Origin of the sequence: Arthrobacter sp. NQ4, assembly GCF_029077345.1 — a bacterium.
In the GTDB taxonomy this organism is placed as follows: Bacteria; Actinomycetota; Actinomycetes; order Actinomycetales; family Micrococcaceae; genus Arthrobacter.
This window is the reverse complement of the sequence record NZ_JARETC010000002.1, coordinates 49,448-75,975: the sequence shown is the minus strand read 5'-3', so window position 1 is coordinate 75,975 and position 26,528 is coordinate 49,448. Positions and strand designations below refer to the sequence as shown.

The window sequence follows — 26,528 nt, the reverse complement described above, 5'->3', positions numbered from 1 at the left end:
GAATGAGGCTCAGATGTCAGTCCAGCAGCTCGATGATGGTGCTACCGGCGCATTCCGGCTCACCGACTATGCCCACGGCGGCGGCTGTGCGTGCAAAATTCCTCCCGGCGAACTCGAAGATGCCGTCCGTGGCCTCATCGGCCAACCCGGTGCGGAGGTCCTGGTGGGCCTTGACAGCGGCGACGACGCTGCGGCGGTCCTGGTGCGCGAAGATCTTGCGGTCCTGACCACCGCTGACTTCTTCACCCCCGTAGTCAACGATGCATATGACTGGGGCCGCATTGCCGCCGCCAATGCCCTGTCGGACATCTATGCCATGGGCGGCCGGCCGGTCACTGCGATCAACCTGGTCGGCTGGCCCCGCGGCGTCCTGCCTATGGAATTGATGACTGAGGTCCTGCGTGGTGGCTTGAGCGTGGCATCCCAGGCGGGGTGCCCCGTGCTCGGCGGGCACTCCATTGATGACCCGGAGCCCAAGTACGGCATGGCCGTCACCGGCGTCGCCCATCCTGACCGCTTGCTGCGCAACGACGCCGCCCGGCCGGGGCTGCCCATTACGCTGACCAAGCCACTCGGCGTCGGTCTCCTGAACAACCGGCACAAGCAGACCGGTGAAGTGTTTGCCGAAGCCGTGGAGACGATGGCGGCGCTCAACCGCGACGCCTCCGAGGCGGCGGTGGCCGCCGGCGTCCGTGCGGCGACGGACGTGACCGGCTTCGGCCTGCTTGGACACCTCCACAAGATGGTCCGTGCCTCGGAAGTGGGCGCGGTGATCGACATGAATGCCGTTCCCCTTCTTGGCGGAGCCCGCGAGGCGCTCCGGGACGGCTTCGTTTCCGGCGGGACCCGGCGCAACCTCGACTGGGTGCGTCCGCACCTGGAGGCCGCACCGGGCATCACCGAGGACGATCTGCTGCTGCTGGCCGATGCGCAGACGTCCGGCGGCCTGCTGGTGGTCGGCGAGTTGCCGGGCCACCCCGTCATCGGTCACACCACTGTGGGACAGGGTATCCAGATCCGCTGAAACCGGGCAGCTGCCTCAGCTGCCGGTGGTGATTGCGTCGCCGGTAACGCCGGCGGCGCGGCGCGCTGCGAGCCGGTTCTTCTGCGGTTCGATGGTGTACCGCGGATCCCTGGCAGAGGCGAGGCCTGCCTCGAACACACCAAACCGGGTCAGGGCCGAGGCGGCCAGCAGTGCCAGACCCGACGCGGCGGCGACCATCCGGTTTCGTCCGCCCAGCAGTGTGCCCAGGCCTCCGGCGACCGCCAGCCGCTCGCTCCACTTCAGCATGGCGCCGGCTTTGCCCTGGTGCAGTGGTTCCGCGGCTACCGGGTCCATCCGGTGCTCCATCACCTTCATGGCCACCACATCCCCCAGGACGCCGAGCACGGCGAGGTTGCGCGCAGGACCCGTCTCGTGCACGGGCGTGGTGACCATCGCGAGCCCGGCAGACGCGAGGCAGGCCGAACTCACGAAAACGAAAGGCAGTTCCTCGTGGGCTGCGTTCCACGTCGGTGTGGCAGTGTCACCCAGCAGGACGGCCGTGTACGCCGCCAGCGGCCCGGCGAACACCGCAGCTTCGATGCCTGCCGGTCCTTCGACAGCGCGCAGGACCTTGCGCAACGGACCCAGGGGCAGCCGGTCTCCGCTCATCCGGTCGATTTCCGCCACGGCGGAGACGCCGGCGCCGGCGCTGAAGGCGCTGAGGATCCACGAGCCCACACTCATCGGGGAGGTGACCTTGAAAGTCCGCAGCATGTGCAGGAAACGCTCCGGCCGGCCAAGGTCCTTCACCAGGGCAACCGCACCCGCGCTCACCGCTGCCAGGGCACCCAGCCGGGCGTTCCGGCGCAGCACCGGGCGTCCGGTCAGTTGGCCGCCGGCGCCCAGGAAGGCCGAACCGGCTGCCACGCCACCCAGGAAGAGGTAGATCGCCACGTCATCGCCCCAGGGGGCGGGTTTCACGACGGAACGGCCGTAGTACGAGGTGAATTCCGGCTCCGGCACCATCGGCATTTCCCGGGAGCCGTCACCGTTGTCCCGGCGGCGGCCCGTCCCCCGCTTGCCGCCCTCCCGGCGACGGCGTGCGGGCTCTGTTGGCCGGAAACTGTCGAACTCGGAAAGTGTCACGCGCGTCCTCCCAGGAAAGCCAGCGCAGCGGCGGCGGCCATGCCTGCTACCGCCATGCCGGCCCGCCGGTACATCTTTGGCAGATCAGCTGTGGGTACGCGCGGGTCCGGCGGAAGTCCGTAGACCTCCGGTTCGTCCAGCAGCAGGAAGACGGATCCGGTTCCGCCGACGCCGTCGTTTTCGTTTGCCCCGTAAAGCCTCGCCTCAGTGAGGCCTTTGGCGTGCAGGTCGGCAACCCGTTCCCGGGCCGCCTCCACCATGTCGTCGTGGTCGCCGAACTTGATGGACGTCGTCGGGCAGGCCTTGGCGCAGGCGGGCGTCTCGTCCGCCACCAGACGGTCGTAGCAGAGGGTGCACTTCTGGGCGATGCCCACGTTGGGGACGGCGGGATGCCCGGCGTGCTGGTCTTCCCTGCTGGTGGCCACCTTGACCGTGCCGTTGCTGCGGCGCTCGATCACGCCGAAGGGGCACCCGGCCACGCACGTTCCGCAGCCGTTGCAGACGTCGTCCTGGACCACCACGGTGCCGAACTCGGTGCGGAACAGCGCTCCGGTGGGGCAGACGTCAAGGCAGCCGGCGTGGGTGCAATGCTTGCAGACGTCGGAGGACATCAGCCAGCGGAAGTCTGCTGTGTCAGGCGGCGTTGTGTCCGCCGCAGCCAGATCCGCCGGGGCGGACGCTGCGGGGGTGGGGGGACCGATGCGGGGCATGCCCAGGCTGACCAGGGCCCGGCCTGATTCCCGTGCCTCGACAATCCGGTCCTGGCCCTGCTCGATGAAGGCGACATGCCGCCAGGTGCTGGCGCCAAGGGATCCGGTGTTGTCGTAGGAGGATCCGAGCAGTTCGAGGTTGCCGTCCTGCGGGTTGTGGTTCCATTCCTTGCAGGCGACTTCGCAGGCCTTGCAGCCGATACATATCGAAGTGTCAGTGAAGAAGCCCTTGCGCGGATGGTTGTGTTCCCAGTGGGCATCGGCGGTGGGGTCGGTTGGTCCGGACAGCTGGCCCATCTAGTTCTCCAAGGTGGGATCGGTGCCCGGAACGCTGCCGCTGGGCAGCGTTCCGGGCCGGGCAAAGTAGGTGCGGGCCCCGCCGGGAATGACGACGGTCATTCCCCGCCGCCCTTGGCGTGGCTGCCAGGCCCCATGGGATCAATGCCTTCCGCCGCGGGGTTGGTGACGGCGCGGTTGCTGGTCTCGATGGTCAGCCCGGCCCTCGCCTGGTATTCGGCAACAAGGGCAAGGAGGTCCTCCCCGCGCGGCCGGCGGCCTGGACGGATGTCGCAGGAGGCCACCTTGGATTCCTGGATCTGGACGTTGGGATCCAGGGTCACGCCCAGCAGGTCGTTGGCCGCGTCACCGCTGACCACAGCGTTGCTGCCGACGCCCCAGTGGTAGGGCAGCCCGATCTGGTGCACGGTGTGGCCGCCGACGGCCAGCGGCCTCATCCGGTCGGTCACCAGCACCTTTGCCTCAATGGCAGAGCGGGGCGAGATGATGGTGGCCCACCCATAGGGTTCCAGTCCGCGCTCAGCGGCCAGTTCGGGCGACACTTCGCAGAACATCTCCGGCTGCAGTTCAGAGAGGTACGGCAGCCAGCGGCTCATCCCGCCCGCAGTGTGGTGCTCCGTGAGCCGGTACGTGGTGAACACGAACGGATAGACATCCGCCCCCGGGGTACCGGCACTCGGTGCGCTCAGGTTGTCCAACCGGGCATACCTCAGTCGTGCCGGACTCTGCTGCTGCGGATACAGCCCGTTGGCCACCGGTGATTCCTGGGCCTCGTAGTGAGTCGGCAGCGGGCCGTCCACGAGCCCCTTGGGCGCGAACAGCCAGCCCTTGCCGTCGGACTGCATGATGAACGGATCGTCCCCGCTGAGCGCGGCCGGGCCGCCCACCGAGGGGTCGGGTTTGCTGCCGGGTGCGAGGGTCGGCGGGAAGTCGGGGACGTCGTCGCCCACCCACTTCCCCTGCTCCGCGTCCCACCAAACGTATTTCTTGCGTTCGCTCCACGGCTTACCGGCCGGATCGGCGGAGGCCCGGTTGTACAGGATCCGTCGGTTGGCCGGCCACGCCCAGCCCCATTCCGGCGCTGCCGGGCCTTGCTCCTGGCCCGGTTTCCGGTTGGCAGCGTGGTTGATCCCCTCAGCGTAGACGCCGGTGTAGATCCAGCAGCCCGCCGTCGTAGAGCCGTCGGCGCGGAGTTCGGTGTAGGCGGAGAGCGGCTTGCCGGCATCCGGACCGGTCAGGTGGCGGCCGTTGATCTCGGCAAGCACCGACTCGGGGTCCGGATCGCCGTGGTCGTCCGTGGGGTAATCCCACGTCAGGTCCAGCAGCGGCCGGTCCCTTTCGTCCTGGGAATCGGCGAGCTTCTCCCGGATCCGGTGCCCCAGTTCATAGAAGAACTGGAGTTCGCTCTGGCACTCCCCCGGCGGGGCCACCGCCTGGTGGCGCCACTGCAGCAGCCGCTGGGTCTGGGTGAAGGATCCGGCCTTCTCCACGTGGGTCGCCGCCGGCAGGAAGAAGACTTCGGTCTCGATATCCTCGGTGCGGAGTTCCCCGGACTCGATTTCCGGGCCGTCCTTCCACCACGTCGCGGACTCGATCATGTTCAGGTCCCGGACCACGAGCCACTTCAGGTGGGACATTCCGAGCCGCTGCATCCGCCCGTGGGCCGAGCCGACCGCCGGGTTCTGGCCGAGCAGGAAGTAGCCTTCCACCTCGTCGCGGAGCATACTCATCACGGTCTCATAGGTCCCGTGCGCACCGGTCAGCCGCGGCAGGTAGTCGTAGGCCCAGTCGTTGTCCGCCGTCGCAGCTTCACCCCACCACGCCTTCAGCAAGCTGATGGTGTACGCGTCGGCGTCGGCCCAGAATCCCTTTTGGTTCTTCGAGGCGTTGGCCGCCAGGTACTCCTCCAGGGTGTCGTGGCGGCCGGCACTGGGCATGGGCAGGTAGCCGGGGAGCAGGTTGAACAGCGTGGGAATGTCGGTGGAGCCCTGGATGCTCGCATGGCCCCGGAGGGCCATGATCCCGCCGCCAGGGCGCCCCACGTTCCCCAGCAGCAGCTGCAGGATGGCGGCGGCCCGGATGAACTGGGCACCCAGAGAGTGCTGGGTCCAGCCCACGGCGTACGCGAAGCAGGTGGTCCGGTCGCGGCCGGAGTTCTCCGTGATGGTCTTCGCCAGGTAGGCGAAGTCGGCTTCGCTGATGCCGCACATGTCGCGCACCATTTCCGGGGTGTAGCGGGCGTAGTGCCGCTTCACGATCTGGAAGACGGTCCTGGGGTTCTGGAGCGTGTCATCCCGCAGCACCTCCGCGTGTTCGAGGGGCGGACCACCGCTGCCGTAGGCATCGCCGGAGGCCCGGGCGCCGGCTTCGGCGCCGTGCTCGGGACCGGCCGGTTCGTCGATGGAGCCGTCCTCGCCTTCGTCGTAGGCCCACGACGAGTTGTCGTAGGCACCCTTTCCCGGGTCGAATCCGGAGAAGAGGCCGCCCAGGTCCTCGGCGTCCCGGTAGTCCTCGTGGACCAGGGTGGCCGCGTTGGTGTACGCGGTCACGTACTCCTTGAACCACAGGTCATTGGCGATGACGTAGTTGATGAGCGCGCCCAGCAGCACGACGTCAGAACCCGCCCTGATGGGGATGTGCTTATCCGACACTGCCGAGGTCCGCGTGAACCGGGGGTCGATATGGATGACCTTCGCTCCGCGGGCCTTAGCCTCCGCCACCCACTGGTACCCCACGGGATGGCATTCGGCCATGTTGGAACCCTGGATGACGATGCAGTCGGCGTTGGCCATGTCCTGCAGTGATTGCGTAGCACCACCGCGTCCAAACGAGGCTCCCAAACTGGGAACCGTTGCGGAGTGTCAAATACGCGCCTGGTTCTCGGTCTGCACCGCCCCGGCAGCTGTAAAGAGCTTTTTGATCAGGTAGTTTTCTTCGTTGTCCAGGGTTGCGCCGCCCAGGGAGGCGATGCCCATGGTGCGGCGCAGCAGCCGGCCTTGGTCGTCTTCCTGCTGCCAGGTCCTGCGGCGGGTTTCGATGAAGCGGTCCGCCACCATCTCAACGGCCGTGGCCAGGTCCATGTGCTGCCACTCCGTGGAACGCGGCGCACGGTAAAGCACTTTGGTCTGGCGGCCCGGTGAGTTGACAAGCTGCTCGCTCGCAGAGCCCTTTGGGCACAGGCGGCCGCGTGAAATGGGTGAGTCCGGATCGCCCTCGATCTGGACCACTTTCTCGTCCTTGACGTAGACACGCTGCCCACAACCGACGGCACAGTAAGGACACACGCTCTGCACGACGCGGTCGGCGGTGGCAGTCCGGGGGGCTATTGCTTTTGTCTTGGCCGACGTCACTGCCGGCCCACGGCCCAAGAGGTCGCCCGTGCTTAGCTGACGGACGACCGGCCATTGAAGAAAACTTCGCGGTGCCATTTCTGGAGCATATCCCAGACGGCGGCGGGAGCAACAGGAAAAGGTTGGGCGTGTCCCACGGCAACGTCCGGCCCGGGCCGGGTGGCTGCAGGAGCCCTTGCGCGGGCCCGGGGTGGGACACCGGCGGCCGGGCGTCGCAGACCTGCTTACCGCTCGATGCTGACGCTGAGATCCAGGTGGATGTCCTCACGGGCGAGACGGTCCTGGAGGTACCGGGCGAGGCTCGCATCGGTTGCGGTGTGCGCGCCCTTCGGGACGGCGCCGCGGAAGACAGCCTGGGTATTCGTCGACCTGAGTACGTCCAGGGGCGTTGACCGGAGATGACCGTCGGTCAAGCGTTCGATGTCGGTGCGGAAGGTGCGTCGGTGGTCATGCTGCGCGGAGGCGTGCATGGTGAACGGAATGAAAGCTACGGGCAAGGGGGTCCTTTCGAGCGAGGCAGCCGGCGGTGGGGGCCTCACCGGTAACAAGGCAAAAGCTGGCCGTGGTATTCCCATCCGGGCCTGAAGGAGGCGGACGTCACGGATGGCCTTGCCCGCCGCGGTCGCGTGGCGGAAGCGTGTTGACCCTGGCTCTGCCCATACCGTAGGAATTGAGCGTCGCTCCGCTGCACCGCGGAACGCCCGAACGATCAGCAGTCAAAGCGAGGAACACGGTGGAACAGCCTCACATAGTCAAGGACGGCACCGCGGCATTCCCATGCAGTTCAGACCCGGGCAGTTCGCAGGCACCACTTACAGTGGACCAACTGCTGCTCGAGAGCCGCGCCGGGCTTGAGCGGGTGCACCCGTCGGATCTTGAGCGGGAGATGGCAGCGGGCGCACTGGTCATTGACACCCGGCCCGTCGACCAGCGGAACCGCGACGGCGATCTTCCGGGCGCAGTGGTTATCGACCGAAATGTTCTGGAGTGGCGGCTTGACCCTTCCAGCCCCCACCGGATCCCCACCGCCGGCGACCCGGCCCGGCGGATAGTGGTGGTCTGCAATGAGGGCTACAGCTCCAGCCTCGCTGCACATACACTGCAGCGCCTGGGGTTGAGCCGTGCGACTGACCTCATCGGTGGCTTCCAGGCCTGGGCTGCCCTGCGCGCTGATTCCTGAAATTTCTTCGGTGCACGGCCACCGCGAGGACGATGAAGGGTCAGCGGGCAGACCAGCTCCGGCTCCACGTCCCCAGCCGCCCTGGTGGGGCATCCCGCAGTCACCTGGGGATGACCCACCCGGGCCGCCTTGCAGATATGGCGCAGTCTGGACCCCTATGGCTGCTAATGAAGCCCGGACCGGCCAGTTCAGCTAGGCATCGATCACCAGGTCCGTCTGGGCGGTGGAACAGCAGGGCAAGAACTTGCCTGCATCGATTTCGCGCTTCCGTATTCCGCCCTGGTGGTTCATTTCGACCTCACCCGAAAGTTTGACTACCTTGCAGGAGCCGCACATTCCTTCCTTGCAGTTGGCACCGATCCGCACGCCCGCGCGCTGGGCGGCACCGAGGATGTGTTCTTCGGGGTCGATCCGCACATTGATGCCGGTGCGCATGAAGGAGAGGGTGAGGCTTCCCGTTCCCACGGTGTCAAAGCTCGACGCATCAGGGGACGGTGCTGCGGAATCCGCCTCCGAACCACCCTTGGCGGCTTCGGTCGAGGGTGCCTCCGGTTCGACAATTTCCAGCGGCAGCCCTGATGCCTTCAAGGTACCGTCAGCGTCATAGCCGGGTTCGTATAGCCCGAACGCGGCGGGCTGGCTTTCGTAGTAGTCCTCTGCCGAGTCTGCGATTTCCTCGGCAATTTCCTCCGCGATGTCCGATGCCAGCGCGATCTCTGCCTGGTATTCAAGGAGGGTTTTGCGATCTCCGGAGAAGAACTCCATGTAGATCGAGGTGTCGTCGACGCCGACCTTCTTGAGCAGTTCAGTAGCGGTGTTCAGGTAACCCTCGGGGCCGCAGGCGTAGACCTGCCGGCCGTTGGCGTCGGGGGCCACCTCCTCGATCATTGCCGAGCTCAGCCGTCCGCTGAAGCCCTCCCACTCCTCAGGCCTGCCGCGGTCGCCCAGGGCGTAAAAGACCTTGACGCGCGAGTCAACGGAAGCGATGTAGGCCAGCTCCCGGTCGAATGCGAAGCCGCCGGCTTCCGCACCGTGGTAGAGCACCACCACGTTGGCGGTCCCGGGCAGCGAGTGGATGGTCCGCAGCATCGACATGATGGGGGTGATGCCCGCGCCCGCGGCCAGGAAAAGGTAGCGTGCGCGCCGGTCGGCATCGGGCAGGTGGAAGGCCCCCACGGGTCCCAGCATGTCCAGGACGGTGCCGGGCCTGACATTGTCGTGCACCCACGGCGACACCAGTCCGCCCGGGTCGCGCTTGACGGTGACGCTGAAGGTCCACGGTTCCGTGGGCGAACTGGACAGCGAGTAGCTGCGGTCCACGGGCTCGCGCTCCTCACCGTTCACCGGGAAGGCAATGTTGACGTACTGGCCCGCGCGGAACGCCAGGGGCGCACCGTCGCAGCGGCGGAACACGAACGTCATCATGCCGCCGGCCTCGGGGATGGTCTCGACGCACTCCGCCATGAACTCCTGCGGATGCCAGGGACCCAGGGCCCGGGCAGCGCGGGCCGGGGCCTCTGCGCTGCCCATGACCCTGTTCCACGGCATTTCCAGGCCGCGGATGCGCTGTGGCTCCTGGATTACCGTCTCGGTGAGGAGTTCCGTCATGCCAGGTGCTCCTGCACACGCTGTACGTACCAGTTGATGAATGCCTCTACCTGGTATTCGCTCTTCATGTAGGGGCCGGGCTGGTAGGCGGGGCTGCCGGCACCCTGCTGGCAGAGCTCAACGAACGCCTTGTCCTGCAGGTTTGTTTGCTTCCAGGTGTAGGTGAGCTTGTCCAGGTCGTAATCGACGCCTTCTTCGGCGTCGTCCGCTACCAGCCAGGTGGTGCGTACCAGTGATTGGTGCTCGTTGATGGGGAAGACGCCGAACGTGATGACGTGGTCGCCCAGGAAGTGGAACCAGCTGTTGGGCTGCAGGTGCATGGAGCAGCGGCCCAGGCGGAAGTCCGGCAGGTCGCCGAGCAGCTTCTTGGAGAGCCTGCGGCCGTCGGCCGAGAACGATTCGCCTTCCCCATCCAGGGATTCGCGGGATATGCGGATACCGGCAATGCGGGTATCGAGTTCCTCAACCACCTCGTAGGGCAGGCCGTAGCGGCGGCACCGCTCCTCGAGGGAGGACTGGGCTTCCTTGTTGCGGTCCCAGACCTCTTCGAGGTGGGCCGGGATCAGGCCCTCGGTCAGGCCCCACGTGGGAAAGAGCGAGCAGGCCAGTTCCGGGTGTCCGTCGCAGTGGTAGCACTCACGGTTGTTCTCCATGACGAGCTTCCAGTTGCCCTCTTCGATGATGTTCTGCTGGTAGGCAATTTTCGTCTTCGACAGGTCGTGGGGTGCGAGGTAAGGCTCAAAGATTTTTGAGGTTTCATCGAAGTCTGTGGGCGGCTCGTCAGCGATGCAGACGAAAATGAGTCCGGCCACCTCGCGGCTGTGGGCCCGCTTGAGGGCGAAGCAGTTCTTGTCGAACTTGGCCTCGCCGGGAGCGGAGGCGTGGATCAGGTTGCCCTCAGGGGAGTAGGTCCAGGAGTGGTAGCCGCAGACCAGGTTGCCGGTGGACCCGGTGGCTTCGGTAAGGACGCGGGCCCCGCGATGCCGGCACACGTTGTGCAGGACGTTGACGCCGCCGTCGTCGTTTCGCAGCACGATCAGGGAGTAGGGGCCGTAGTCGACCGTGATGTAATCGCCTGGCTCGGGCAGCTCGGCAACGCTGCCGGCAAAGATCCAGTGCTGGCCAAAGATGGCTTCCATGTCGATTTTGAAAATCGTGGGGTCTGTGTAGAAAGGGGCGTCGAGTGAATATCCCGTGCGGCGGAACGCAAACAACTCGGTGATCTCCGCCAGCTGCTCTGCAGGCAAGGATGAAGCGAGTTTTCCGCGTGCGTTGAGGGGCTGGTGCACTGGAGCAGTCATGGTTTTTCTCCCGAGAAGCGTGGGTCAGTGTGCTGGTTTGCGAAGACGAGGGTTGCGTTTCCGCAGCCCGTTGCCAAAAGTCGTTGTAGTCACATTAGGGCTGCCGGGTCTGCAACAAAAGCGCAAGAATCAGCGGATAACCGTGCACAATATATGCATGATCGATCCAAGACTCATAACGCTTCGAGTATTCGCCAGATGCGGCACCGTCAGCGGAACCGCGGAGCTTACGGGGTACTCTCCTTCCGCAGTCTCAGCGCAACTGCGTGAGCTCCAGCGGGTACTCGGTCTGCAGCTTCTGACGAAGGACGGTCGGGGTGTCCGGCTGACCGCCACAGGCCGCTTCATCGTGGCGGGTTCGGACACCCTCATCGCGGATTGGGAGAGCCTGCGCGCGGCGGCAATGGAGGCCGGCGACCAAGTGCAGTCGCGTTTCGGCCTCGGTGGATTTTCTACGGCTGCCGCCCAGTTGCTGGCCCCTTTGGCCGCCACCCTCCGCTCCACACGCCCCCAGCTGGAGGTGCAGGTACTCGAGGCCAATCCGGCCCGCTGCTTCGATTTGCTGGTGGCCGAGCGGATCGATCTTGCGGTCATCGTCGCGATGCAGTCCAACACCTATAGTGACGATGATTTGCGCTTCGAGCAGACTGTTTTGCTCGACGACCCCCTTGACGTGATCATTCCGTCCGACCATCCGTTGGCATCGCGGGAAACTGTGACGCTTGAAGAGCTGGCCTCGGAACCCTGGATCACCGAAGCCGCCGGCTCCACGTACCACGCCCTTTTCACCGCTGCGTTCACCGCAGTGGGGATGACCCCGCGGATTGCCCACGAGGCTGTGGAGTGGGAGACCCAGATCGCCTTCGTCGGTGCGGGGCTGGGCGTGGGCCTGCTGCCACGACTGGCGCCTCTCCATAGCGCAGAAAACGTCGTGCGGCTGCGCATAACCGGCAAAGGGCGGCCCGTCCGGCGGATTGTAGCTGTCGCTCGCCGGGGGAGCATCGGATCCCCCCTGATCCAGGAGTCACTCAGCATCCTGCAGACCAACGCCAAGCGGATCCTCGCCGCCCGCCCGGAAGACGACCTGTGACGCCGCACTGCTCGGAAAGACTCGACGCCGGCTGGTGGAGGATGGCGCCGCAAAGGTACTAAAACCCTGTTGACCTGCTGTAATACCCCATATACGCTGAACCCAGCCTTGGTATATCAGTCGACGCATTCCGAATATATCTCCAAAGGGGTTGGTGATTGCGAGCACCCTGCTCCGCCTTCCCCCGCGACACGCGGCCATCCCCGGGAAAGCACTGTTCTCCATCGCAGACCCGCCCAACATGGAGTTCACCGTCCATGACCGGATATCCCGGGCTTCTCCACACGCTCCGCAACACCTACCGATAAGGAAGTGGCCATGTCAGGAAACAGAGCAGTTGCCTACAAGGAACCCGGCGTCGTCGAAATCATCGACACGGACTATCCGACGTTCGAACTCAAGGACGGCCCGGGCGTCAACCCGGCCAACGTTGGCCGCAAGGTACCCCATGGCGCGATCCTCCGCACGGTGACCACCAACATTTGCGGCTCGGACCAGCACATGGTCCGGGGGCGCACCACCGCTCCGCAGAACCTGGTCCTTGGCCACGAAATCACCGGCGAGGTGGTGGAGGTGGGGCCCGACGTCGAATTCATCAAAGTGGGCGACATTGTCTCCGTGCCGTTCAATATCTCCTGCGGCCGCTGCCGAAACTGCAAGGAGCGAAAGACCGGCATCTGCCTGAACGTCAACCCGGACCGCCCGGGCAGCGCCTACGGCTACGTCGACATGGGAGGCTGGGTGGGCGGACAGGCCGAGTATGTGCTGGTCCCCTACGCCGACTGGAACCTGCTGCGCTTCCCGGACCGGGACCAGGCCCTGGAAAAGATCCTGGACCTGACCATGCTCTCGGACATCTTCCCCACGGGCTTTCACGGGGCCGTGACCGCCGGCGTCGGTGTTGGCTCCACCGTTTACGTGGCAGGCGCCGGACCGGTGGGCCTTGCTGCGGCCGTAGGCGCGCAGTTGCTTGGCGCCGCCGTCGTGATTGTGGGCGACATGAATGAAGACCGCCTGGCGCAGGCTAGGTCGTTCGGCTGCGAAACCGTCAACGTGACGAAGGGCGACCCGAAGGACCAGATTGAACAGATCCTCGGCGTCCCCGAGGTGGACTGTGGCGTGGACGCCGTCGGCTTCGAAGCCCGCGGCCACGGAAAGGATGCCTCCCACGAGGCGCCTGCCACGGTCCTGAATTCCCTTATGGACATCACGGCCGCCGGCGGTGCCCTTGGCATACCCGGCCTCTACGTCACCGGAGATCCCGGTGGAATTGATGAAGCAGCCAAGCACGGCTCCCTCTCGCTCTCCCTGGGCACCGGTTGGGCGAAGTCCTTGTCCTTCACGACAGGCCAATGCCCGGTGATGAAGTACAACCGTCAACTGATGATGGCCATCCTGCATGACAAGGTCCAGATCGCAAAGGCCGTCAACGCCAAGGCCATCCCGCTCGAAGATGCTCCGCGCGGCTACGCCGAATTTGACGCTGGAGCCGCAACAAAGTTCGTGCTGAACCCCAACGGCTATGTGAAGGCGTAGGAGGAGACGAGGGATGCCGGGGGGTCCGGGGCACTCCGCCACTGCGCGGCTGTCCTGCGGCCTCCGGCACCCGCAACATTCCCAGTAAGACCCGCCGGCGCTGGAAGTTCGTCTCGCTGCATTTAGCGGCGTCGAACCTTATGGTCCTACTTTCTGCCGGCCTTTAGGTCGCTTAAAACCTTCACGATCCGGCGTGACCGCGTGTCTGCGGTCTTGGACGCGGCAATCGGTTCCACGTAGCGGCGCTGGCTGCTGTAGCTCAGGGTCTGGTAGAAAGCTTTCGCCTCGGGGTCGGCATCCAAGGCGGCAGCAAGGTCTGGCGGAATGTCGACGCTCCGCGGCTGGGTGTCCAGCTCCAGGTCCACCTCCACGACGTCCCCGGCAGAGGTACCGGTAAGCTCCCGGTTGGCGGCGCTGAGCCCGATCATGTTGAGCCCGCCCATCACGGCGACGGTACTGCGGTAACTCTTTCCGTTTACAGTCACGACCACGGGCGGCCGCTTTCCTGCATCAAGCGCCCGAACAATGTCCTCGGGAACCTCGATGCCCACCTTGTTGCCGCTCCCCCGGAGGGTAGTGCTGAATTTCATCTCCAAAGTATGCACCCTCCCGGAAGCCCTTGCCTCACCTGCCTGAGCAGCGGAAACTTGAGGTACCGGGCTATGCAGTCAGCTGATCGGCAGTCATTAAGAGCCAGACCCCCATGAGTACCAGCATTGACCTTCAGCTCCCGCACTTGCTGGCGCCGGTGGAGCCGCGCCCGGCTTCCGGCTCTGCCCTCCGCCGGCCGCAAGACAACATGCCTCTCTTTGTTGTCTGGAACTCCTGACCCCCGGGTAAGAGCAGCTTAGGTCCGGAGATCCGGACCAGTACTGCCCGGTTTCATGGGCTCCGCTTCGGGCCCGTGGTTCCAGACCCCAACGGAAGAACCCGATGACAACCCCTTCTGACCACGTCGTCCCCGCGCATGTTGACCTCAAGCAGGAACCTGGCCCGGACCGCAGTCCCCTGGTGCGCTGGCTGCTCGCCAACCAGGTGGCTCCCACCGGCCCGGAGGCCGAGGAGGACCACAAGCCCAACGCCTGGTGGAAGGTCATGTGCCTGACCGGCGTCGACTATTTCTCCACACTGTCCTATCTGCCCGGCATCGCGGCCCTGGCCGCCGGGGCGCTGTCGCCGCTGGCCACCCTGCTGATCGTGGCCCTGACACTGCTGGGTATGCTGCCCATGTACCGCAGGGTCGCCCAGGAAAGCCCGCACGGTCAAGGATCGGTGGCCATGCTGGAGAAGCTGTTGCCATTCTGGCGCGGCAAGTTTTTCGTCCTGCTGCTCCTGGGCTTTGTGGCAACCTCGTGGATCATCACCATCACGCTCTCGGGCGCCGACGCCTCAGTCCACCTGCTGGAAAACCCGTTGATGCCCGAAGCCCTCAAGGGCGGAGCAGTGATCATCACGGTGGTCCTGCTGCTGATTTTGGGTGGAGTCTTCCTGCTGGGATTCAATGAAGCCGTCGGGGTCGCCATCCCGCTGGTTGCCATCTACCTGCTGCTCAACGCCGCCGTCGTGGTGGCCGGATTCATCCACCTCGCGGCCGACCCGTCCCTGGTGGCGGGCTGGACCGACCGGCTGCTCTCCAGTGGCGGCGGCCCGATGGGGCTGGTCAGCCCGGCCATCATCGCCTTCCCGCTGCTGGTCCTGGGCCTGTCAGGGTTCGAAACCGGGGTGTCCATGATGCCGCTGATCAAGGCCTCCGGAAGCACGCCGGACGACGTCATGGCTTCCCGGGTCAGGAATACCCGCAAGCTGCTCACCACCGCTGCACTGATCATGAGCGTCTACCTCATGTCCACCAGCTTCCTGACCACCGTTATGATCCCGCCCAGCGAGTTCCAGGACGGCGGCCAAGCCAATGGACGGGCCCTGGCATTTCTGGCCCACGAACTCTTCGGCGCCGGATTCGGCACCGTCTATGACATCTCCAGCGCCTTGATCCTCTGGTTCGCCGGCGCGTCTGCAATGGCCGGGCTCATCAACATCGTGCCCCGCTACCTGCCCGCCTATGGCATGGCGCCCGAGTGGGGCCGCGCTGTCAGGCCTGTTGTGCTGGTCTACACCGTGGTGAGCATCGGCATCACGATAGCCTTCAAGGCGGACGTGAACGCCCAGGCCGGCGCCTACGCCACAGGGATCCTGGCCATGATGGTCTCGGGGGCGGTCGCCGTCACCGTCTCGGCCATCCGGCGTCGCAGCCGGGCCAGCGCCGTGGGCTTCACTGCACTGACCCTGATCCTGCTGTACGCCTTGGCCGACAACGTCATCGAAAAGCCGGACGGCCTCCTTATCTCCGCGTTCTTCATCGGCGGCATCATCGCCGTCTCCCTCGTGTCCCGCGTTACCCGGACCACCGAACTGCGGGTCGACACCATCGAATTCGACCAAGCCGCCCGCCAGTTCATTACCGATTCCATCGCGTACGACCGGGAACTCCACATCATCGCGAACAAACGCCAGACCGGGGACGGGACGGAGTACGCGGAGAAGGAGTTCGAGCAGCGCGGGCTGAACCCCGTCCCCGGCCCCGCCGACGTCATCTTCCTGGAAGTTGAAATATCCGACCCCTCGGAATTCAGCCACACGCTGCGGGTCGAGGGCATCGAGGTTGACGGCTACCGGGTCCTCCGCGTGAAGTCCCCCGCCGTGCCGAACGCCATCGCAGCAGTCCTGCTGGCCCTCCGGGACTCGACCGGGGTCATGCCGCAGTGCTACTTCGAATGGTCTGAGGGCAGCCCGGTCAACCACCTCATGCGCTACCTGTTCCTTGGCCAGGGCGATACGCCTCCGCTGGTCCGGGAAATCCTCCGCGAGACGGAACCTGACAAGGCGGCCAGGCCCGGCATCCATGTGGGTTGACCGGTGCAACGGAGGATGCGCGGCTCACGCCGGGACGCTGAAGTTACCGGTACCCGGGGCACGGCTGGGGGCCGCTGTAAACAGCCTGACGGCGTCCACGCGGTTGGTGCACCTGAGCTTCGAGTAGGAGTGTTCCAGGTGTTTGGATACCGTCCGCGGGCTGATTCCCAGAAGGTGGCCGACAGCTGTGCTTTTAAGGCCTTGCGCCACAAGCGCCAGGATTTCTGCCTCGCGGTCTGTCAGACCGAACCCGTCGGCAGGCCACGGATTGTTCGTTGCAGTAGGCGGCGGCTGTGAATAGGCCGTGTCGAGGAGGCACAGCATTGGCTGGATTTCCCTGGCAAGGACCATTTCCCTGTCGCTGAAATCATGATTCCAGCGGTTCATGACCCAACTGTGCAATATTCCCGGGCCCGCCAGTGCCGTCCGTAGCGACAATTGACGGTTAATCCGCATCTCCCGGAAGCCTTCACGATAAAGCCTCGATTCGTGGAACTCCCGGTCGGAAACAATGTCGCTGAGGCGCCGCGGGCGCCACACGCCGGCCATGGAGTCGCCTAAGGCGCTTGTGACGAGCGGATGGTCGTTTCGGAATTCAAGCAGTTTTCGGGCAAGATCACCGAACGGGTGGTTCCCGGGGCGGGCGTAGACCTCCGCCCGGACCTGCTGCATATCCAGCTCATTCCATGCCAGCCCATCGCAGGGGAAAAGCTTCGACAGGAGCTCGCTCGCCGCTTTCAGATAAGTCCCGCGGTCCGGCAGCCGGACGAGCTCGCCGGCAAGGTCACCAACAGCATCCATTCTTCTGCCCACCAAAAACGAATGGTTCGTCTTCCAAGGCTAGGGGCCGGAATTCAGCACATTCAAGGGTTTGCCAGTTGTAGGGGCTACCCCATTTGGTCCGCACCCGCTATGCGCAGAATTGCGTATGTAAGCCGCATGCAAGGGGTTCTATATTCGCCTTGCCGGACGTGGCAGGCCATCCACCCGCGCGTCTGCAAGAAACGGACCCGACCCAAGAAGGAGAAGATCATGGCAGTCGCAATCATCATGGAGTTCGACGGGTCGACGCTTGAACAATATGACGAGATCAACAAGAAAATGGGCTTGACCCCAGGCGGTCCCGGTCCCGCAGGTTCGATATCCCATTGGGCCACGGCTACGGATAAAGGATTCCAAGTCACCGACGTCTGGGAGAGCCGTGAGCAGTTCGACACCTTCGCCCAGGAAAAGATCGGACCTCTCAGCATGGAATTGGGCTTTGCGGCACCCCCGAAACTGACTTTCCATGAGGTGCACAATTACCTTACGTCCAATACCGACAGCCTCAGGACGTCGGTCCCGGCGCGGCAGTGACGGAGCCCAACAGCTGAAGAAGGTCCCGGGGCCGGTCCCTCGCAGGAGCCGGCCCCTGGGCCTTTTTCCGTCAATCGACCCCTATTTGGCGCCGAGGAAGATCGGGTTGGTCAATGCGGCCATTGGACCCAGCAGCAGCGTCGTCCCCATATTGGTCCCGTTGCTCGCCGTGCCGTCGGCCATGGGATGGCGCACCTCGGCCCGCACGTAGGCGGAGAGCTGGGCGGTGGTGATCCAGGTGTGGGTGCCCTGGCCGGAGGCCGGGAGCGTCACCTGCTGGGTCTGCCCTTCATCAGTGATGATCCGGATGACACCGTTGGGGACACCACTGACGTCGATGCTGACTGTCACCGGGGCATCGGCTTTGACGTCGAGCCGCTCCCCCACTCCTGCCTTCCGGCCGGCTGCGGACACGGTGAAGTCCAGGGAGATGCCGGCGGACTCGGCAATCCAGCTGCGGCCGTTGCGGATGCCGTCCAGGATGGCGTCGTGGGAAAGCGCTGCGGCGTTAACGACGTTATGCGGCAGGCCGATGACCTGCGGCTCGCTGTGTGCGTCGCTGTTGCCCATCGCAGGGACCCAGCGGCCGCCGGTGCGCACCGAACTGGCGAGCATGGAGTCCCACGTGTTGATGGCGTACTCATCGTCCGCGGTCCATGGACCGGTCCAGACTTCAACCGCGTCCGCGGCGTCGTAGCCGAATTTCCAGCGGCATGCGACATAGGGGCAGTACGGGTGGGCGGGGACGAGCAGGCCACCGGAGGCGTGGATGTGCTGGGCCTCCTGCTCGAAGCCCTTGTCGCGGGCGCGGTAGCGCCAGTCGATCCAGTCTCCCGGCTCGATCCCAAGGGCGAGGTAATGACCGTTGCGGGTGGTAACTTCCTCACCGGTGAGGATGAGCAGGTCGTCGCCGGCCAGCGGACCCCATACGCCGTGGGAGGCGGGAGTGTTGTGGTCGGTGCTGATCATGAAGTCGAGTTTCGCTGCCCTCGCGCCGGCGGCCACCTCCGCCGGCGTGCGCTTGCCATCCGAGTAAATGGTGTGCAGATGGGCGTCACCGCGGTACCAGGCGGGGCCACGGCCCCTGGCCTGCTTGGGCGGGTACTGGGGACGGAACGGGGTAGCGTCGGGCCCGTACTCAAGGGTGACATTGACGGTGTAGTCCATGCCCTGTTCGGCCACCTGATAAGGGCCCAGGGCAATATTCCAGGTGCCTTTGCCCACCGGTCCGGGCAGGTAGCCAGGGGTTGCTTCAGCGGCGCTGATGAAGAATTCGGTGCGGAAGCCGCCGGACCAGCCGCGGAAACCCTTCCCGGCAAGATCGGTGCCCTTCTCGTCGAAGACGCCGATGTCGCAGGCGTTGGACAACAGTCCGGGGGTAACTGTGGGTTTGCTGTAGCTGTAGGACACGCTGATCTTGTTAACGCCGGCGGGGACCTCGACCGGCAGGTACACAAAGTCCGCGGCACCGGGATCCAAGTGGCCGGTGATGGTCTTGGTCCTGCTGCTGCCCGAGTCGGCAGCGGCAAAGGACATCGGGGCCAGGGTCACGGCAGCACCGGCCAGTGCGGCGGCAAGGAATCCACGGCGGGAGGGGGACAGGAAAACACTTTCAGCCTCGTGGGCTTTACATGGTGAACTCACCGCCCGAGTCTCACGATGCGGACCGAACGGGAAGCGACGTGATGGCAAACACCATCTGAACCACGATGATTAATTGGGAGCCGCATAGCAGTTACCGGCCCTCGAATGGGACCTGGCCTGCAGCCGCTTTCGCCAGCCGGGGGCATCCGGGAAGCGGGCAAAGCAGCGACAACACTTGAAATTGGGAACCTAAGCATGCTTACTATGGATGCAGCCGAATGCGAACGGCTGCCACACCACAGGAGGTAAGACCATGGGACTGGGTGACAAGATCGATAATGCTGCCGAGAAGGCAGGCGGCAAGGCCAAGGAAGCTGCAGGCGCAGCCAGCGGCGATGAGAGCCTGCGGGCCGAAGGCCAGGCAGACCAGGCCAAGGGTGACTTGAAGCAGGCCGGGGAAAAGGTCAAGGATGCTTTCAAGCACTGACCGGATCAAGGGAAAGGCGCGCTCAGCGAACGGGGCGCGCCTTTTTTGTGTCCATCGCCGGGACGCCAACCACCGGTGCCTGCCCGCGCAAATCCCGGCGCCAATCATGCGGAGTTTCGCCCGGATGTCCCGGCCGCGTGGTCCTATGCTCTGGCTATGCACCCCTTAGTGTCGATCGGCCTGGTGTTCCTCACCGGATTTGCCTGGATGGGTACCGTAGTGATCTTGCTGGTGTCTTTGGCGAAGGCCCGACGGCGGTCGCGAACCCGGGCAGGCAATGGCGTTGGGGGTCCGGAAGCCCAAAAAGCTGAGGCGGCGGCAGCGCGGACCTCACGCGCCGCCCTTTAATCAGGACGATGACCAGCCAGCGGGCCACCCGGACTAATCACCGGAGCTCCACAGTTGCATCAATCTCCAGTGCCGTTCAATGGCTGATCCCGGAGCCACTCGTCCGGGTCAGGTCAGTACTGGCCAACAGTTGAGCCTGCCCGCGTAGGATTGCCGGAAGATCAACACACTGGGGGACGCGTGGTTCTTTGCCGAAGGCAGGCATCTGGACGGTACGGGAGCTCGGCCGCCTCGCACAAGGCTGGCTTCCTCTTCCGGCGGCCGGGGCCGGTCCTCACTGGGGCTCCGAAGTGAATGACGGCCAGCAGCAGCCAGCCCACCCTCCCCAGCCGCGCCATTCTCCGCGGGTCCAGTATCAGCACCAGCCGTACGGATACCCGCAGCCAGGCTGGCCGGGGCCTCCGCCGAAAAAGAAAAGCCGGCTTGGATGGATCCTCGGCGGTATCGCGCTGGCAGTGGCCCTGCTGTGCATTCTCGTCTTCGCGGGATGCTCGGCGCTGGGCCAGGAGATCAACGGTGGCGGCGGCTCCCAGGAGGAGAAGGCGAGTGCCATGAGGGCCCGCGCGGACAACCTACCGGAGAATGATTGGGTGGAGGTCTCCCGCCACGACCCCAAGGTTGATCCCGGGTGTCTCTCCATCGACACATCCTGTTTGCGGCTGAGCGCACGGTGGACCGTGGCCCACAAGGTCAGCCTTGAATCTGCGGCAAGCAGGTTCGGCATGACGTCCGGAACGGGCGACGCCGCCCTGGGACGGTACGTGGGTTGCATCAGGACCGGAACTGGTGGAACAAGCCGGGAGTCACTGTGCATCGAGGAGTCTCCCGAAGGCTCAGATTCCTACGAAATCACCATTCAGATGGAGCGTGACTGAGGACTGGCTCCAGGGACGGACCAGTCCGCCCCCGCAGAACCTCCAGTGAACTTTCCATGAACAGCCCCGGTTCGGAGCCAAGACCGTGACAAGCCGTGATCTACTGGTGAGCGCAAAATCTTACCGACCAGTAACTTCAGGTCCGGCGACCGGCCCAGGGCGGGGGGCGTGCCCGCGTCGCCGTCCTCCTCACCTGCAAGGAACCAGACGTGAACCTCTCCAGACGCCACTTCCTTGGCGCCGCAGGAACCGCTGCCGCGACCACCTTGGCCGCCGGCAGCGCCTTCCGGCCGGCCGCCGCCGCACCGTCCACGCTTCCGGCGCCCGGCGACTCGGGCATCGAGCACATCGTCGTCGTGATGATGGAAAACCGCTCCTTCGACCACTTCCTGGGCTGGCTGCCCGGTGCTGACGGCACGCAGTCCGGCCTCAGCTACACCGACCGCTACGGCATCCCCCACTCCACCTACCATTTGACCGACTTTCAAGGCTGCGGCCATCCGGACCCGGACCACTCCTACGAGGGCGGCCGGATCCAGTACAACGGCGGCAGAAACGACGGTTGGCTGCGGGCGGGTGAGAACGACGAGTTCGCCGTGGGTTACTACAGCGCGCCGGATCTGGACTTCTGGCGCCAGGCCGGACCGGACTGGACTGTCTGCGACCGATACTTCGCCGCCACCATGGCCGAAACGTACCCGAACCGCTTCTACCAACACGCTGCGGCCACGGACAGGATCCACAACTCCTCCACCACCTCCACCCTTCCCACCATTTGGGACCGGCTGGCCGCGGCAGGTGTTTCAGGCAAGTACTACTACGGCGACATCCCATTCACGGCACTGTGGGGAACCAAGTACCAGGGCATCTCCCGCCAGTACGCGGAGTTCCTTGCGGACTGCTCCGCGGGCGCTCTGCCTTCCGTCTCTTTTGTTGACCCGCGCTTCACGGACGAAGGCTCAGGAACCTCCGGCGACGACCATCCGCACGCGGACATCCGCTCCGGCGAAACGTTCCTCGCCGAGGTCTACAACGCGGTCACGTCCGGCCCAGGCTGGGCGAACACCATGCTTGTGGTCAATTACGACGAATGGGGCGGTTTCTATGACCACGTGCCCCCGGCGACGGCACCGGACACCAGCCCGGAAACAGCGTTGCGCGGATTCCGTGTTCCCTCCTTGGTGGTCTCACCCCGCGCACGCCGCCGATACGTTGCGCACGACGTCTACGACCACACCTCGGTCCTCAAGGCCATCGAGTGGCGCTGGAACCTGCCTCCCCTGACGCCCCGGGACCAGGCCGCACGCAATATTGCCGAGGTCCTGGACTTCGGAACGCCCGCAAACCTTGCCGCCCCCACGTATCTGGTCCCGCCCTTTGTGGCCGGCCCTGCCTGCACCCCGGTGGGCCCGCCTCCGGCCGAGGAATGGTCCGGCCTGAAAGAAAAAGCACTTGCTGACGGATGGAAGCTCCCGTGAAAATCAAACTCCGCCCCGCCCTGGCCGCCATGGCCGTGCTTGCCGCCGCCCTCGCCGGAACTGCGGCCACCCTCAACCCCGCCGCCGCCATCAGCGCCCCCACTGCGTCGACACCAAGCCAGGGCTACCTGCCAGGAGCCAACCACGTCTTCGTGATCAACCTCGAAAACAAGGGCTACGACGAAACGTGGGGCCCGGCGTCGGCCGCTCCCTACCTCTCCCAGACCCTGCGCAGCCAGGGCGTCCTGCTGAACCAGTACTACGGCACAGCGCACAACTCCCAGCCCAACTATGTTGCCCAGATTTCCGGGCAGGGCCCCAACGCCCAGATGCAGGCCGACTGCCAGACCTACACGCCGTTCGTGGGCGCCGGCACCGCGAGCCCCGGCCAGGCCGTCGGTGACGGGTGCGTCTTCCCCACTGGCGTTCCCACCGTCGCCGGTCAGCTGAAAGCGGCCGGCAAAACCTGGAAGGGCTACATGGAGGACATGGGCTCTCCCTGCCGGCACCCTGCCCTGGGCGCCGTCGATGATACGCAGAAGGCGCGGGTGGGCGACCAGTATGCGGCGCGGCACAACCCGTTCGTGTACTTCGCGGGGATCACCGGATCGCCCGACTGCGCCGCGAACGACGTCGACCTGACCGCCTTAGCAACCGACCTCGCCTCCGCTGCCACCACGCCCAACCTGTCGATGATCACCCCCAACCTGTGCCACGACGGGCACGATTCCCCCTGCGTTGACGGACATCCGGGCGGGCTTGCGAGCGCCGACGAATGGCTCAAGCAGTGGGTTCCGGCCATCACGTCCTCCCCCGCGTTCAAGCAGGACGGCGTCCTGGTCATTACCTTCGACGAGTCCGACGGGCCGCAGTCGGACGCGAGCGCCTGCTGCGGGGAAGGTCCCGGACCGAACGCTGCGCTGCCCGGCATCACAGGGATGGGCGGCGGCAGGGTGGGAGCCCTGGTGCTGTCTCCGTTCACCAAGGGCGGGACATGGTCCACCACCCCCTACAACCACTACAGCCTGCTGGCCAGCATCGAGGACACATTCGGCCTGCCGTACCTGGGGTACGCCGGAACGCCCGGACTCAACCGGTTCGGACTTGACGTCTACAACGCAAAGGTCTGACGCGCACAGGGCTCCGGCCGCCGACCCCGGATAGCAGCATCGCCGGGCGCGCTCCAGACCCTGGCGCTCTTTGACAACCGACGGGTAACGCGGGTAACTTGGATCACACCGCAGTAACGCGTGTTACCTAAAGGGGTTGGGCCACAAGCCCTCCCGGGAGAGGGCGCGTTTTCTCAAGAAGTAAAGGTGACGGTTCAATGGCGGCGGCGGGAAATGCGGCGTCGTCGAAGGACGCCGTTTAGCCACCTCCGGAGATATGACGGTGAGCGCCTTCCAGAACGTGGCACCTGGTGGACGCCGCCCTGACAGCAGGACAGTCGACCACTGCCGGCCAGCAGTTGGTCGACTGTCCGCCGCTAAAACGCTCTTCAGTCTGACCGCGAAATCAACGTCGAAGAGCACATCCCCCACCCACCCTTCACCTTGCTGATGAAGACAGGAAAGAGATATTCCATCATGACACAAAACCCGATTCTTCAGGCCGGCCCAGGCGCCGCCTGTCCGGGTCAGGGCAGCATCTTCATGCCAACCCACGGCCTCTCCATGGCACTGCGGACCGCGCACACGGCCATCAAACGAGAACAATGAACAGCGTCACCCCGACCCTCGACACCTACCGGCCGGCCATCCACTACGCTGCCAGGAACACATGGCTTAACGATCCCAACGGACTGGTCTTCCACGAGGGCGTCTACCATCTCTATTACCAGAACAACCCCTACGGAAACGTTCACAGCAACATGTCGTGGGGCCATGCCACCTCAGCAGACCTGGTCAGCTGGGAGGAACAACCGGTAGCAATCCCCTGCGATGAAACCGAGGAAATCTTCTCCGGCAGCGTCGTGGTGGACACCGGCAACACCAGTGGATTCGGCGCAGACGGAAAAGCCCCCTTGGTGGCCATTTACACTAGTGCATACAAACCGGGTTCCCCCCATCAGGGCACCCAGGCCCAGTCCATTGCATGGAGCACTGACGGCGGCTACGCCTGGACGAAGTATGCCGGCAACCCGGTCCTCACCAGGAACTCACCGGAATTCCGGGACCCAAAAGTCTTCCGCTATAACGGCCCCGCCGGCAGCTACTGGGTCATGGTGGCCGTCGAAGCACATGACTTCACTGTCCTGCTTTACCGCTCGGAAGACCTCAAGAACTGGGAATACCTCAGCACCTTCGGCCCTGCAAACGGCACCGGCGGGATCTGGGAGTGCCCGGACCTCTTCGAGCTGCCGCTGAACGGTGACACCTCGGTCAGGAAATGGGTCCTGACGGTGAACATGAACCCCGGAGGCCCGAACGGCGGGTCGGCAGGCCAGTATTTCGTGGGAGAGTTCGACGGCGCCACGTTCCGCTCCGAGACAAGCCTCACCGAGGGTATGCAGGATCCGGAGCGCGTACCCGACTACCAGTGGCTTGACTGGGGCCGGGACTACTATGCAGCCGTCTCGTTCAGCAACGTTCCAAAAGGCCGGCGGTTGATGATCGGCTGGATGAACAACTGGCAGTATGCCAACCACATTCCCACCGCTCCCTGGCGCAGTCCCATGAGCCTGGTCAGGGACATTTCCCTTGTTTCCGTGAACGGTCAACCCAGGCTCGTTCAGCAACCCGCGCCGGAAGTAAAAGCAACGTCGGAGTCCGGCCCCTTGCAGTGGCTAACCATAAACGGCCAGGCAGCAGTCGAGGGCGGCGCAGCAGTACAGGCCATTGACATCATCTTTACGCCGGGCGGTGCCGAGGAGTTCGGCCTTGTTGTCAGGGGTTCAGCCGACGGCACGGCCGGGACGCGGATCGGGATCCGGCCCCGCAGCGGAGAACTCATCGTGGACCGTACCCGCTCCGGGGACACCGGCTTTCACGAAGCTTTCCCCTCCACCAGCCTCGCTCCGATTGCCGCCCGGCAGGACGGCAGTTACGCGCTCCAGATCTTCGTTGACCACTGCTCCGTGGAAATTTTCGCCAACGATGGGCTCGCCACCGTGACTGAACTGATCTTCCCTGACCGTGCCCAGACATCCCTCACCCTGTACTCCACTGGTGGCACGGCCGACGCTGCGCTCCAACTCATCGATTTAGGAAAGGAAAAAGCCTGATGGAACACCGCAAGCTGGGATCCTCCGGCCTATACATCAGCGAAATCGCGTACGGAAACTGGTTCACACACGGTGAGCAGATTGACCAGGATGCAGCGACGCAGTGCGTCAAGCAAGCACTGGATTTGGGCATCACCACCTTCGACACCGCCGATGCCTATGCCGGAACCCGGGCCGAGCAAGCGTTGGGCGAGGCGCTCAAAGGGACCCGCCGTGAAAGCGTCGAGATCTTCACCAAGGCCTACTTCCCTACGGGGGACGGCCGGAACGACCGCGGCCTGTCAAGAAAACACCTCATGGAGTCCATCAACTCATCGCTGCGCCGTCTCCAAACCGACTACGTCGACCTCTACCAGGCCCACAGGTACGACTACGAGACCCCGCTGGAAGAGACCATGCAGGCCTTTGCCGATATCGTCCGGGCCGGGAAAGCGCACTATATCGGAGTCTCAGAGTGGACGACGGACGAGCTACGGTCGGGCGCCGCCCTGGCCAACGAACTTGGCATCCAGCTCATCTCCAACCAGCCGCAGTATTCCATGCTCTGGCGCGTCATCGAACAGGAAATCATTCCACTGAGCGAGCAGCTGGGCATAAGCCAGATCTGTTGGTCTCCGCTCGCCCAGGGAGTCCTCACCGGCAAGTACGCTCCCGGCGCCGCGGCCCCACAGGGTTCCCGCTTCCGCGCCGACAACGGCGGCCTGAAAAACGACCACCGCTTTCTCAGCGAGGACATCCTCACCCGTGTCCAGCAACTGAAACCCCTGGCCGAAGAGACCGGACTGTCGATGGCAGCCTTCGCTGTCGCATGGGTACTGCAGAACCCCAATGTCTCGGCAGCCATCGTGGGAGCATCCCGGCCCGGGCAACTCGTCGACAACGTCCAGGCTGCAGGAGTCAAGCTTGACCCGGAACTGCTCGTGATGATCGATGAGATCCTCGGCCCGGTGGTCGAAAGAGACCCGGGGAAGGTCGAGTCCTTCAAGAACCGTCCCTAACCGCCACACGTCCCGGCCGGAAGACGGCTGGGGATGTCCGCGCCCACCAGCGGCTATTGACACCCC

At 64.8% G+C, this 26,528-nt stretch carries 21 protein-coding genes; 12 read left to right on the top strand and 9 right to left on the bottom strand.

Translation table 11 applies throughout. From position 1 onward, the window contains the following. Positions 1-13 precede the first annotated feature (13 nt). Positions 14-1,024, top strand: a complete 1,011-nt coding sequence (gene selD / locus PUN51_RS04150; RefSeq protein ID WP_224025995.1) for a selenide, water dikinase SelD — start codon at positions 14-16, stop codon at positions 1,022-1,024. 15 nt (positions 1,025-1,039) lie between these two features. Here the strand turns inward: selD and nrfD are convergent, their stop codons facing one another. The 4 genes from nrfD to PUN51_RS04130 form a co-directional block, all read right to left on the bottom strand. After that, positions 1,040-2,131, bottom strand: coding sequence for an NrfD/PsrC family molybdoenzyme membrane anchor subunit (nrfD, locus tag PUN51_RS04145; RefSeq protein WP_275180033.1), 1,092 nt, complete (start codon positions 2,129-2,131; stop codon positions 1,040-1,042). Beyond that, on the bottom strand, positions 2,128-3,138 hold the full coding sequence (locus PUN51_RS04140) for a 4Fe-4S dicluster domain-containing protein (protein WP_224025993.1): 1,011 nt from the start codon (positions 3,136-3,138) through the stop codon (positions 2,128-2,130). Before PUN51_RS04140 ends, nrfD begins: the two co-directional genes overlap by 4 nt. 98 nt (positions 3,139-3,236) lie before the next feature. Then, positions 3,237-6,566, bottom strand: coding sequence for a formate dehydrogenase (gene fdh, locus PUN51_RS04135; protein ID WP_275180032.1), 3,330 nt, complete (start codon positions 6,564-6,566; stop codon positions 3,237-3,239). A gap of 146 nt (positions 6,567-6,712) precedes the next feature. After that, entirely contained in the window at positions 6,713-6,985 is a 273-nt protein-coding gene (locus PUN51_RS04130; protein WP_236560932.1) for a hypothetical protein, read from the bottom strand. 320 nt (positions 6,986-7,305) lie between these two features. Here PUN51_RS04130 and PUN51_RS04125 point away from each other — a divergent pair, with 320 nt between their 5' ends. Beyond that, positions 7,306-7,668: a rhodanese-like domain-containing protein gene (locus PUN51_RS04125; RefSeq protein ID WP_236560935.1), complete on the top strand. Its 363-nt coding sequence runs from the start codon at positions 7,306-7,308 to the stop codon at positions 7,666-7,668. A gap of 192 nt (positions 7,669-7,860) precedes the next feature. Here PUN51_RS04125 and PUN51_RS04120 read toward each other — a convergent pair whose 3' ends face one another. Both PUN51_RS04120 and PUN51_RS04115 read right to left on the bottom strand, forming a co-directional pair. After that, the gene (locus PUN51_RS04120; RefSeq protein WP_275180031.1) at positions 7,861-9,276 is read right to left on the bottom strand and encodes a ferredoxin reductase; all 1,416 of its coding nucleotides are present in this window, start codon (positions 9,274-9,276) and stop codon (positions 7,861-7,863) included. After that, positions 9,273-10,577 (bottom strand): aromatic ring-hydroxylating oxygenase subunit alpha, encoded by a 1,305-nt coding sequence (locus PUN51_RS04115; RefSeq protein ID WP_159634528.1) that lies wholly within the window; start codon positions 10,575-10,577, stop codon positions 9,273-9,275. Before PUN51_RS04115 ends, PUN51_RS04120 begins: the two co-directional genes overlap by 4 nt. 157 nt (positions 10,578-10,734) lie before the next feature. Here PUN51_RS04115 and PUN51_RS04110 point away from each other — a divergent pair, with 157 nt between their 5' ends. Further along, on the top strand, positions 10,735-11,667 hold the full coding sequence (locus PUN51_RS04110; RefSeq protein WP_275180030.1) for a LysR family transcriptional regulator: 933 nt from the start codon (positions 10,735-10,737) through the stop codon (positions 11,665-11,667). A 318-nt stretch (positions 11,668-11,985) separates the two neighbouring features. Continuing rightward, the gene (fdhA, locus tag PUN51_RS04105; RefSeq protein WP_159634534.1) at positions 11,986-13,203 is read left to right on the top strand and encodes a formaldehyde dehydrogenase, glutathione-independent; all 1,218 of its coding nucleotides are present in this window, start codon (positions 11,986-11,988) and stop codon (positions 13,201-13,203) included. A 146-nt stretch (positions 13,204-13,349) separates the two neighbouring features. Here the strand turns inward: fdhA and PUN51_RS04100 are convergent, their stop codons facing one another. Next, complete coding sequence (locus PUN51_RS04100) at positions 13,350-13,793, bottom strand: YdeI/OmpD-associated family protein (RefSeq protein WP_159634537.1); 444 nt, start codon at positions 13,791-13,793, stop codon at positions 13,350-13,352. Between the two features lie 343 nt (positions 13,794-14,136). On the opposite strand from PUN51_RS04100, the gene PUN51_RS04095 reads away from it, so the two are divergent. Further along, the gene (locus tag PUN51_RS04095; protein WP_275180029.1) at positions 14,137-16,113 is read left to right on the top strand and encodes an amino acid transporter; all 1,977 of its coding nucleotides are present in this window, start codon (positions 14,137-14,139) and stop codon (positions 16,111-16,113) included. A gap of 24 nt (positions 16,114-16,137) precedes the next feature. Here PUN51_RS04095 and PUN51_RS04090 read toward each other — a convergent pair whose 3' ends face one another. Continuing rightward, positions 16,138-16,914: a helix-turn-helix transcriptional regulator gene (locus PUN51_RS04090; RefSeq protein WP_275180028.1), complete on the bottom strand. Its 777-nt coding sequence runs from the start codon at positions 16,912-16,914 to the stop codon at positions 16,138-16,140. 231 nt (positions 16,915-17,145) lie between these two features. Between PUN51_RS04090 and PUN51_RS04085 the strand changes: the two genes are divergently transcribed. Then, positions 17,146-17,469, top strand: a complete 324-nt coding sequence (locus PUN51_RS04085) for a hypothetical protein (protein ID WP_275180027.1) — start codon at positions 17,146-17,148, stop codon at positions 17,467-17,469. An 81-nt stretch (positions 17,470-17,550) separates the two neighbouring features. Here the strand turns inward: PUN51_RS04085 and PUN51_RS04080 are convergent, their stop codons facing one another. Beyond that, positions 17,551-19,113, bottom strand: a complete 1,563-nt coding sequence (locus tag PUN51_RS04080; RefSeq protein WP_275180026.1) for a CehA/McbA family metallohydrolase — start codon at positions 19,111-19,113, stop codon at positions 17,551-17,553. A 253-nt stretch (positions 19,114-19,366) separates the two neighbouring features. On the opposite strand from PUN51_RS04080, the gene PUN51_RS04075 reads away from it, so the two are divergent. The 6 genes from PUN51_RS04075 to PUN51_RS04050 all read left to right on the top strand — a co-directional run bounded on the left by PUN51_RS04075 (position 19,367) and on the right by PUN51_RS04050 (position 26,462). Next, a complete protein-coding gene (locus tag PUN51_RS04075; RefSeq protein ID WP_159633138.1) occupies positions 19,367-19,540 on the top strand; it encodes a CsbD family protein in 174 nt (57 codons plus the stop codon). An 803-nt stretch (positions 19,541-20,343) separates the two neighbouring features. Continuing rightward, positions 20,344-20,763, top strand: coding sequence for a hypothetical protein (locus tag PUN51_RS04070; RefSeq protein WP_275180025.1), 420 nt, complete (start codon positions 20,344-20,346; stop codon positions 20,761-20,763). Positions 20,764-20,972: 209 nt separating this feature from the next. Further along, positions 20,973-22,241 (top strand): alkaline phosphatase family protein, encoded by a 1,269-nt coding sequence (locus tag PUN51_RS04065; protein WP_275180024.1) that lies wholly within the window; start codon positions 20,973-20,975, stop codon positions 22,239-22,241. Next, on the top strand, positions 22,238-23,371 hold the full coding sequence (locus PUN51_RS04060) for an alkaline phosphatase family protein (RefSeq protein WP_275180023.1): 1,134 nt from the start codon (positions 22,238-22,240) through the stop codon (positions 23,369-23,371). The genes PUN51_RS04065 and PUN51_RS04060 overlap by 4 nt, the downstream gene beginning before the upstream one ends. A gap of 584 nt (positions 23,372-23,955) precedes the next feature. Further along, positions 23,956-25,464: a glycoside hydrolase family 32 protein gene (locus tag PUN51_RS04055; protein WP_275180022.1), complete on the top strand. Its 1,509-nt coding sequence runs from the start codon at positions 23,956-23,958 to the stop codon at positions 25,462-25,464. Beyond that, entirely contained in the window at positions 25,464-26,462 is a 999-nt protein-coding gene (locus PUN51_RS04050) for an aldo/keto reductase family protein (protein ID WP_275180021.1), read from the top strand. The genes PUN51_RS04055 and PUN51_RS04050 overlap by 1 nt, the downstream gene beginning before the upstream one ends. Positions 26,463-26,528: the final 66 nt, after the last annotated feature.

Coding starts and splice junctions, on each gene's coding strand:
- selD (WP_224025995.1), top strand. CDS start 14: ATGTCAGTCCAGCAGCTCGATGATGGTGCTACCGGCGCATTCCGGCTC.
- PUN51_RS04140 (WP_224025993.1), bottom strand. CDS start 3,138: ATGGGCCAGCTGTCCGGACCAACCGACCCCACCGCCGATGCCCACTGG.
- PUN51_RS04120 (WP_275180031.1), bottom strand. CDS start 9,276: ATGACGGAACTCCTCACCGAGACGGTAATCCAGGAGCCACAGCGCATC.
- PUN51_RS04115 (WP_159634528.1), bottom strand. CDS start 10,577: ATGACTGCTCCAGTGCACCAGCCCCTCAACGCACGCGGAAAACTCGCT.
- PUN51_RS04110 (WP_275180030.1), top strand. CDS start 10,735: ATGATCGATCCAAGACTCATAACGCTTCGAGTATTCGCCAGATGCGGC.
- fdhA (WP_159634534.1), top strand. CDS start 11,986: ATGTCAGGAAACAGAGCAGTTGCCTACAAGGAACCCGGCGTCGTCGAA.
- PUN51_RS04100 (WP_159634537.1), bottom strand. CDS start 13,793: ATGAAATTCAGCACTACCCTCCGGGGGAGCGGCAACAAGGTGGGCATC.
- PUN51_RS04095 (WP_275180029.1), top strand. CDS start 14,137: ATGACAACCCCTTCTGACCACGTCGTCCCCGCGCATGTTGACCTCAAG.
- PUN51_RS04090 (WP_275180028.1), bottom strand. CDS start 16,914: ATGGATGCTGTTGGTGACCTTGCCGGCGAGCTCGTCCGGCTGCCGGAC.
- PUN51_RS04085 (WP_275180027.1), top strand. CDS start 17,146: ATGGCAGTCGCAATCATCATGGAGTTCGACGGGTCGACGCTTGAACAA.
- PUN51_RS04075 (WP_159633138.1), top strand. CDS start 19,367: ATGGGACTGGGTGACAAGATCGATAATGCTGCCGAGAAGGCAGGCGGC.
- PUN51_RS04055 (WP_275180022.1), top strand. CDS start 23,956: ATGAACAGCGTCACCCCGACCCTCGACACCTACCGGCCGGCCATCCAC.
- PUN51_RS04050 (WP_275180021.1), top strand. CDS start 25,464: ATGGAACACCGCAAGCTGGGATCCTCCGGCCTATACATCAGCGAAATC.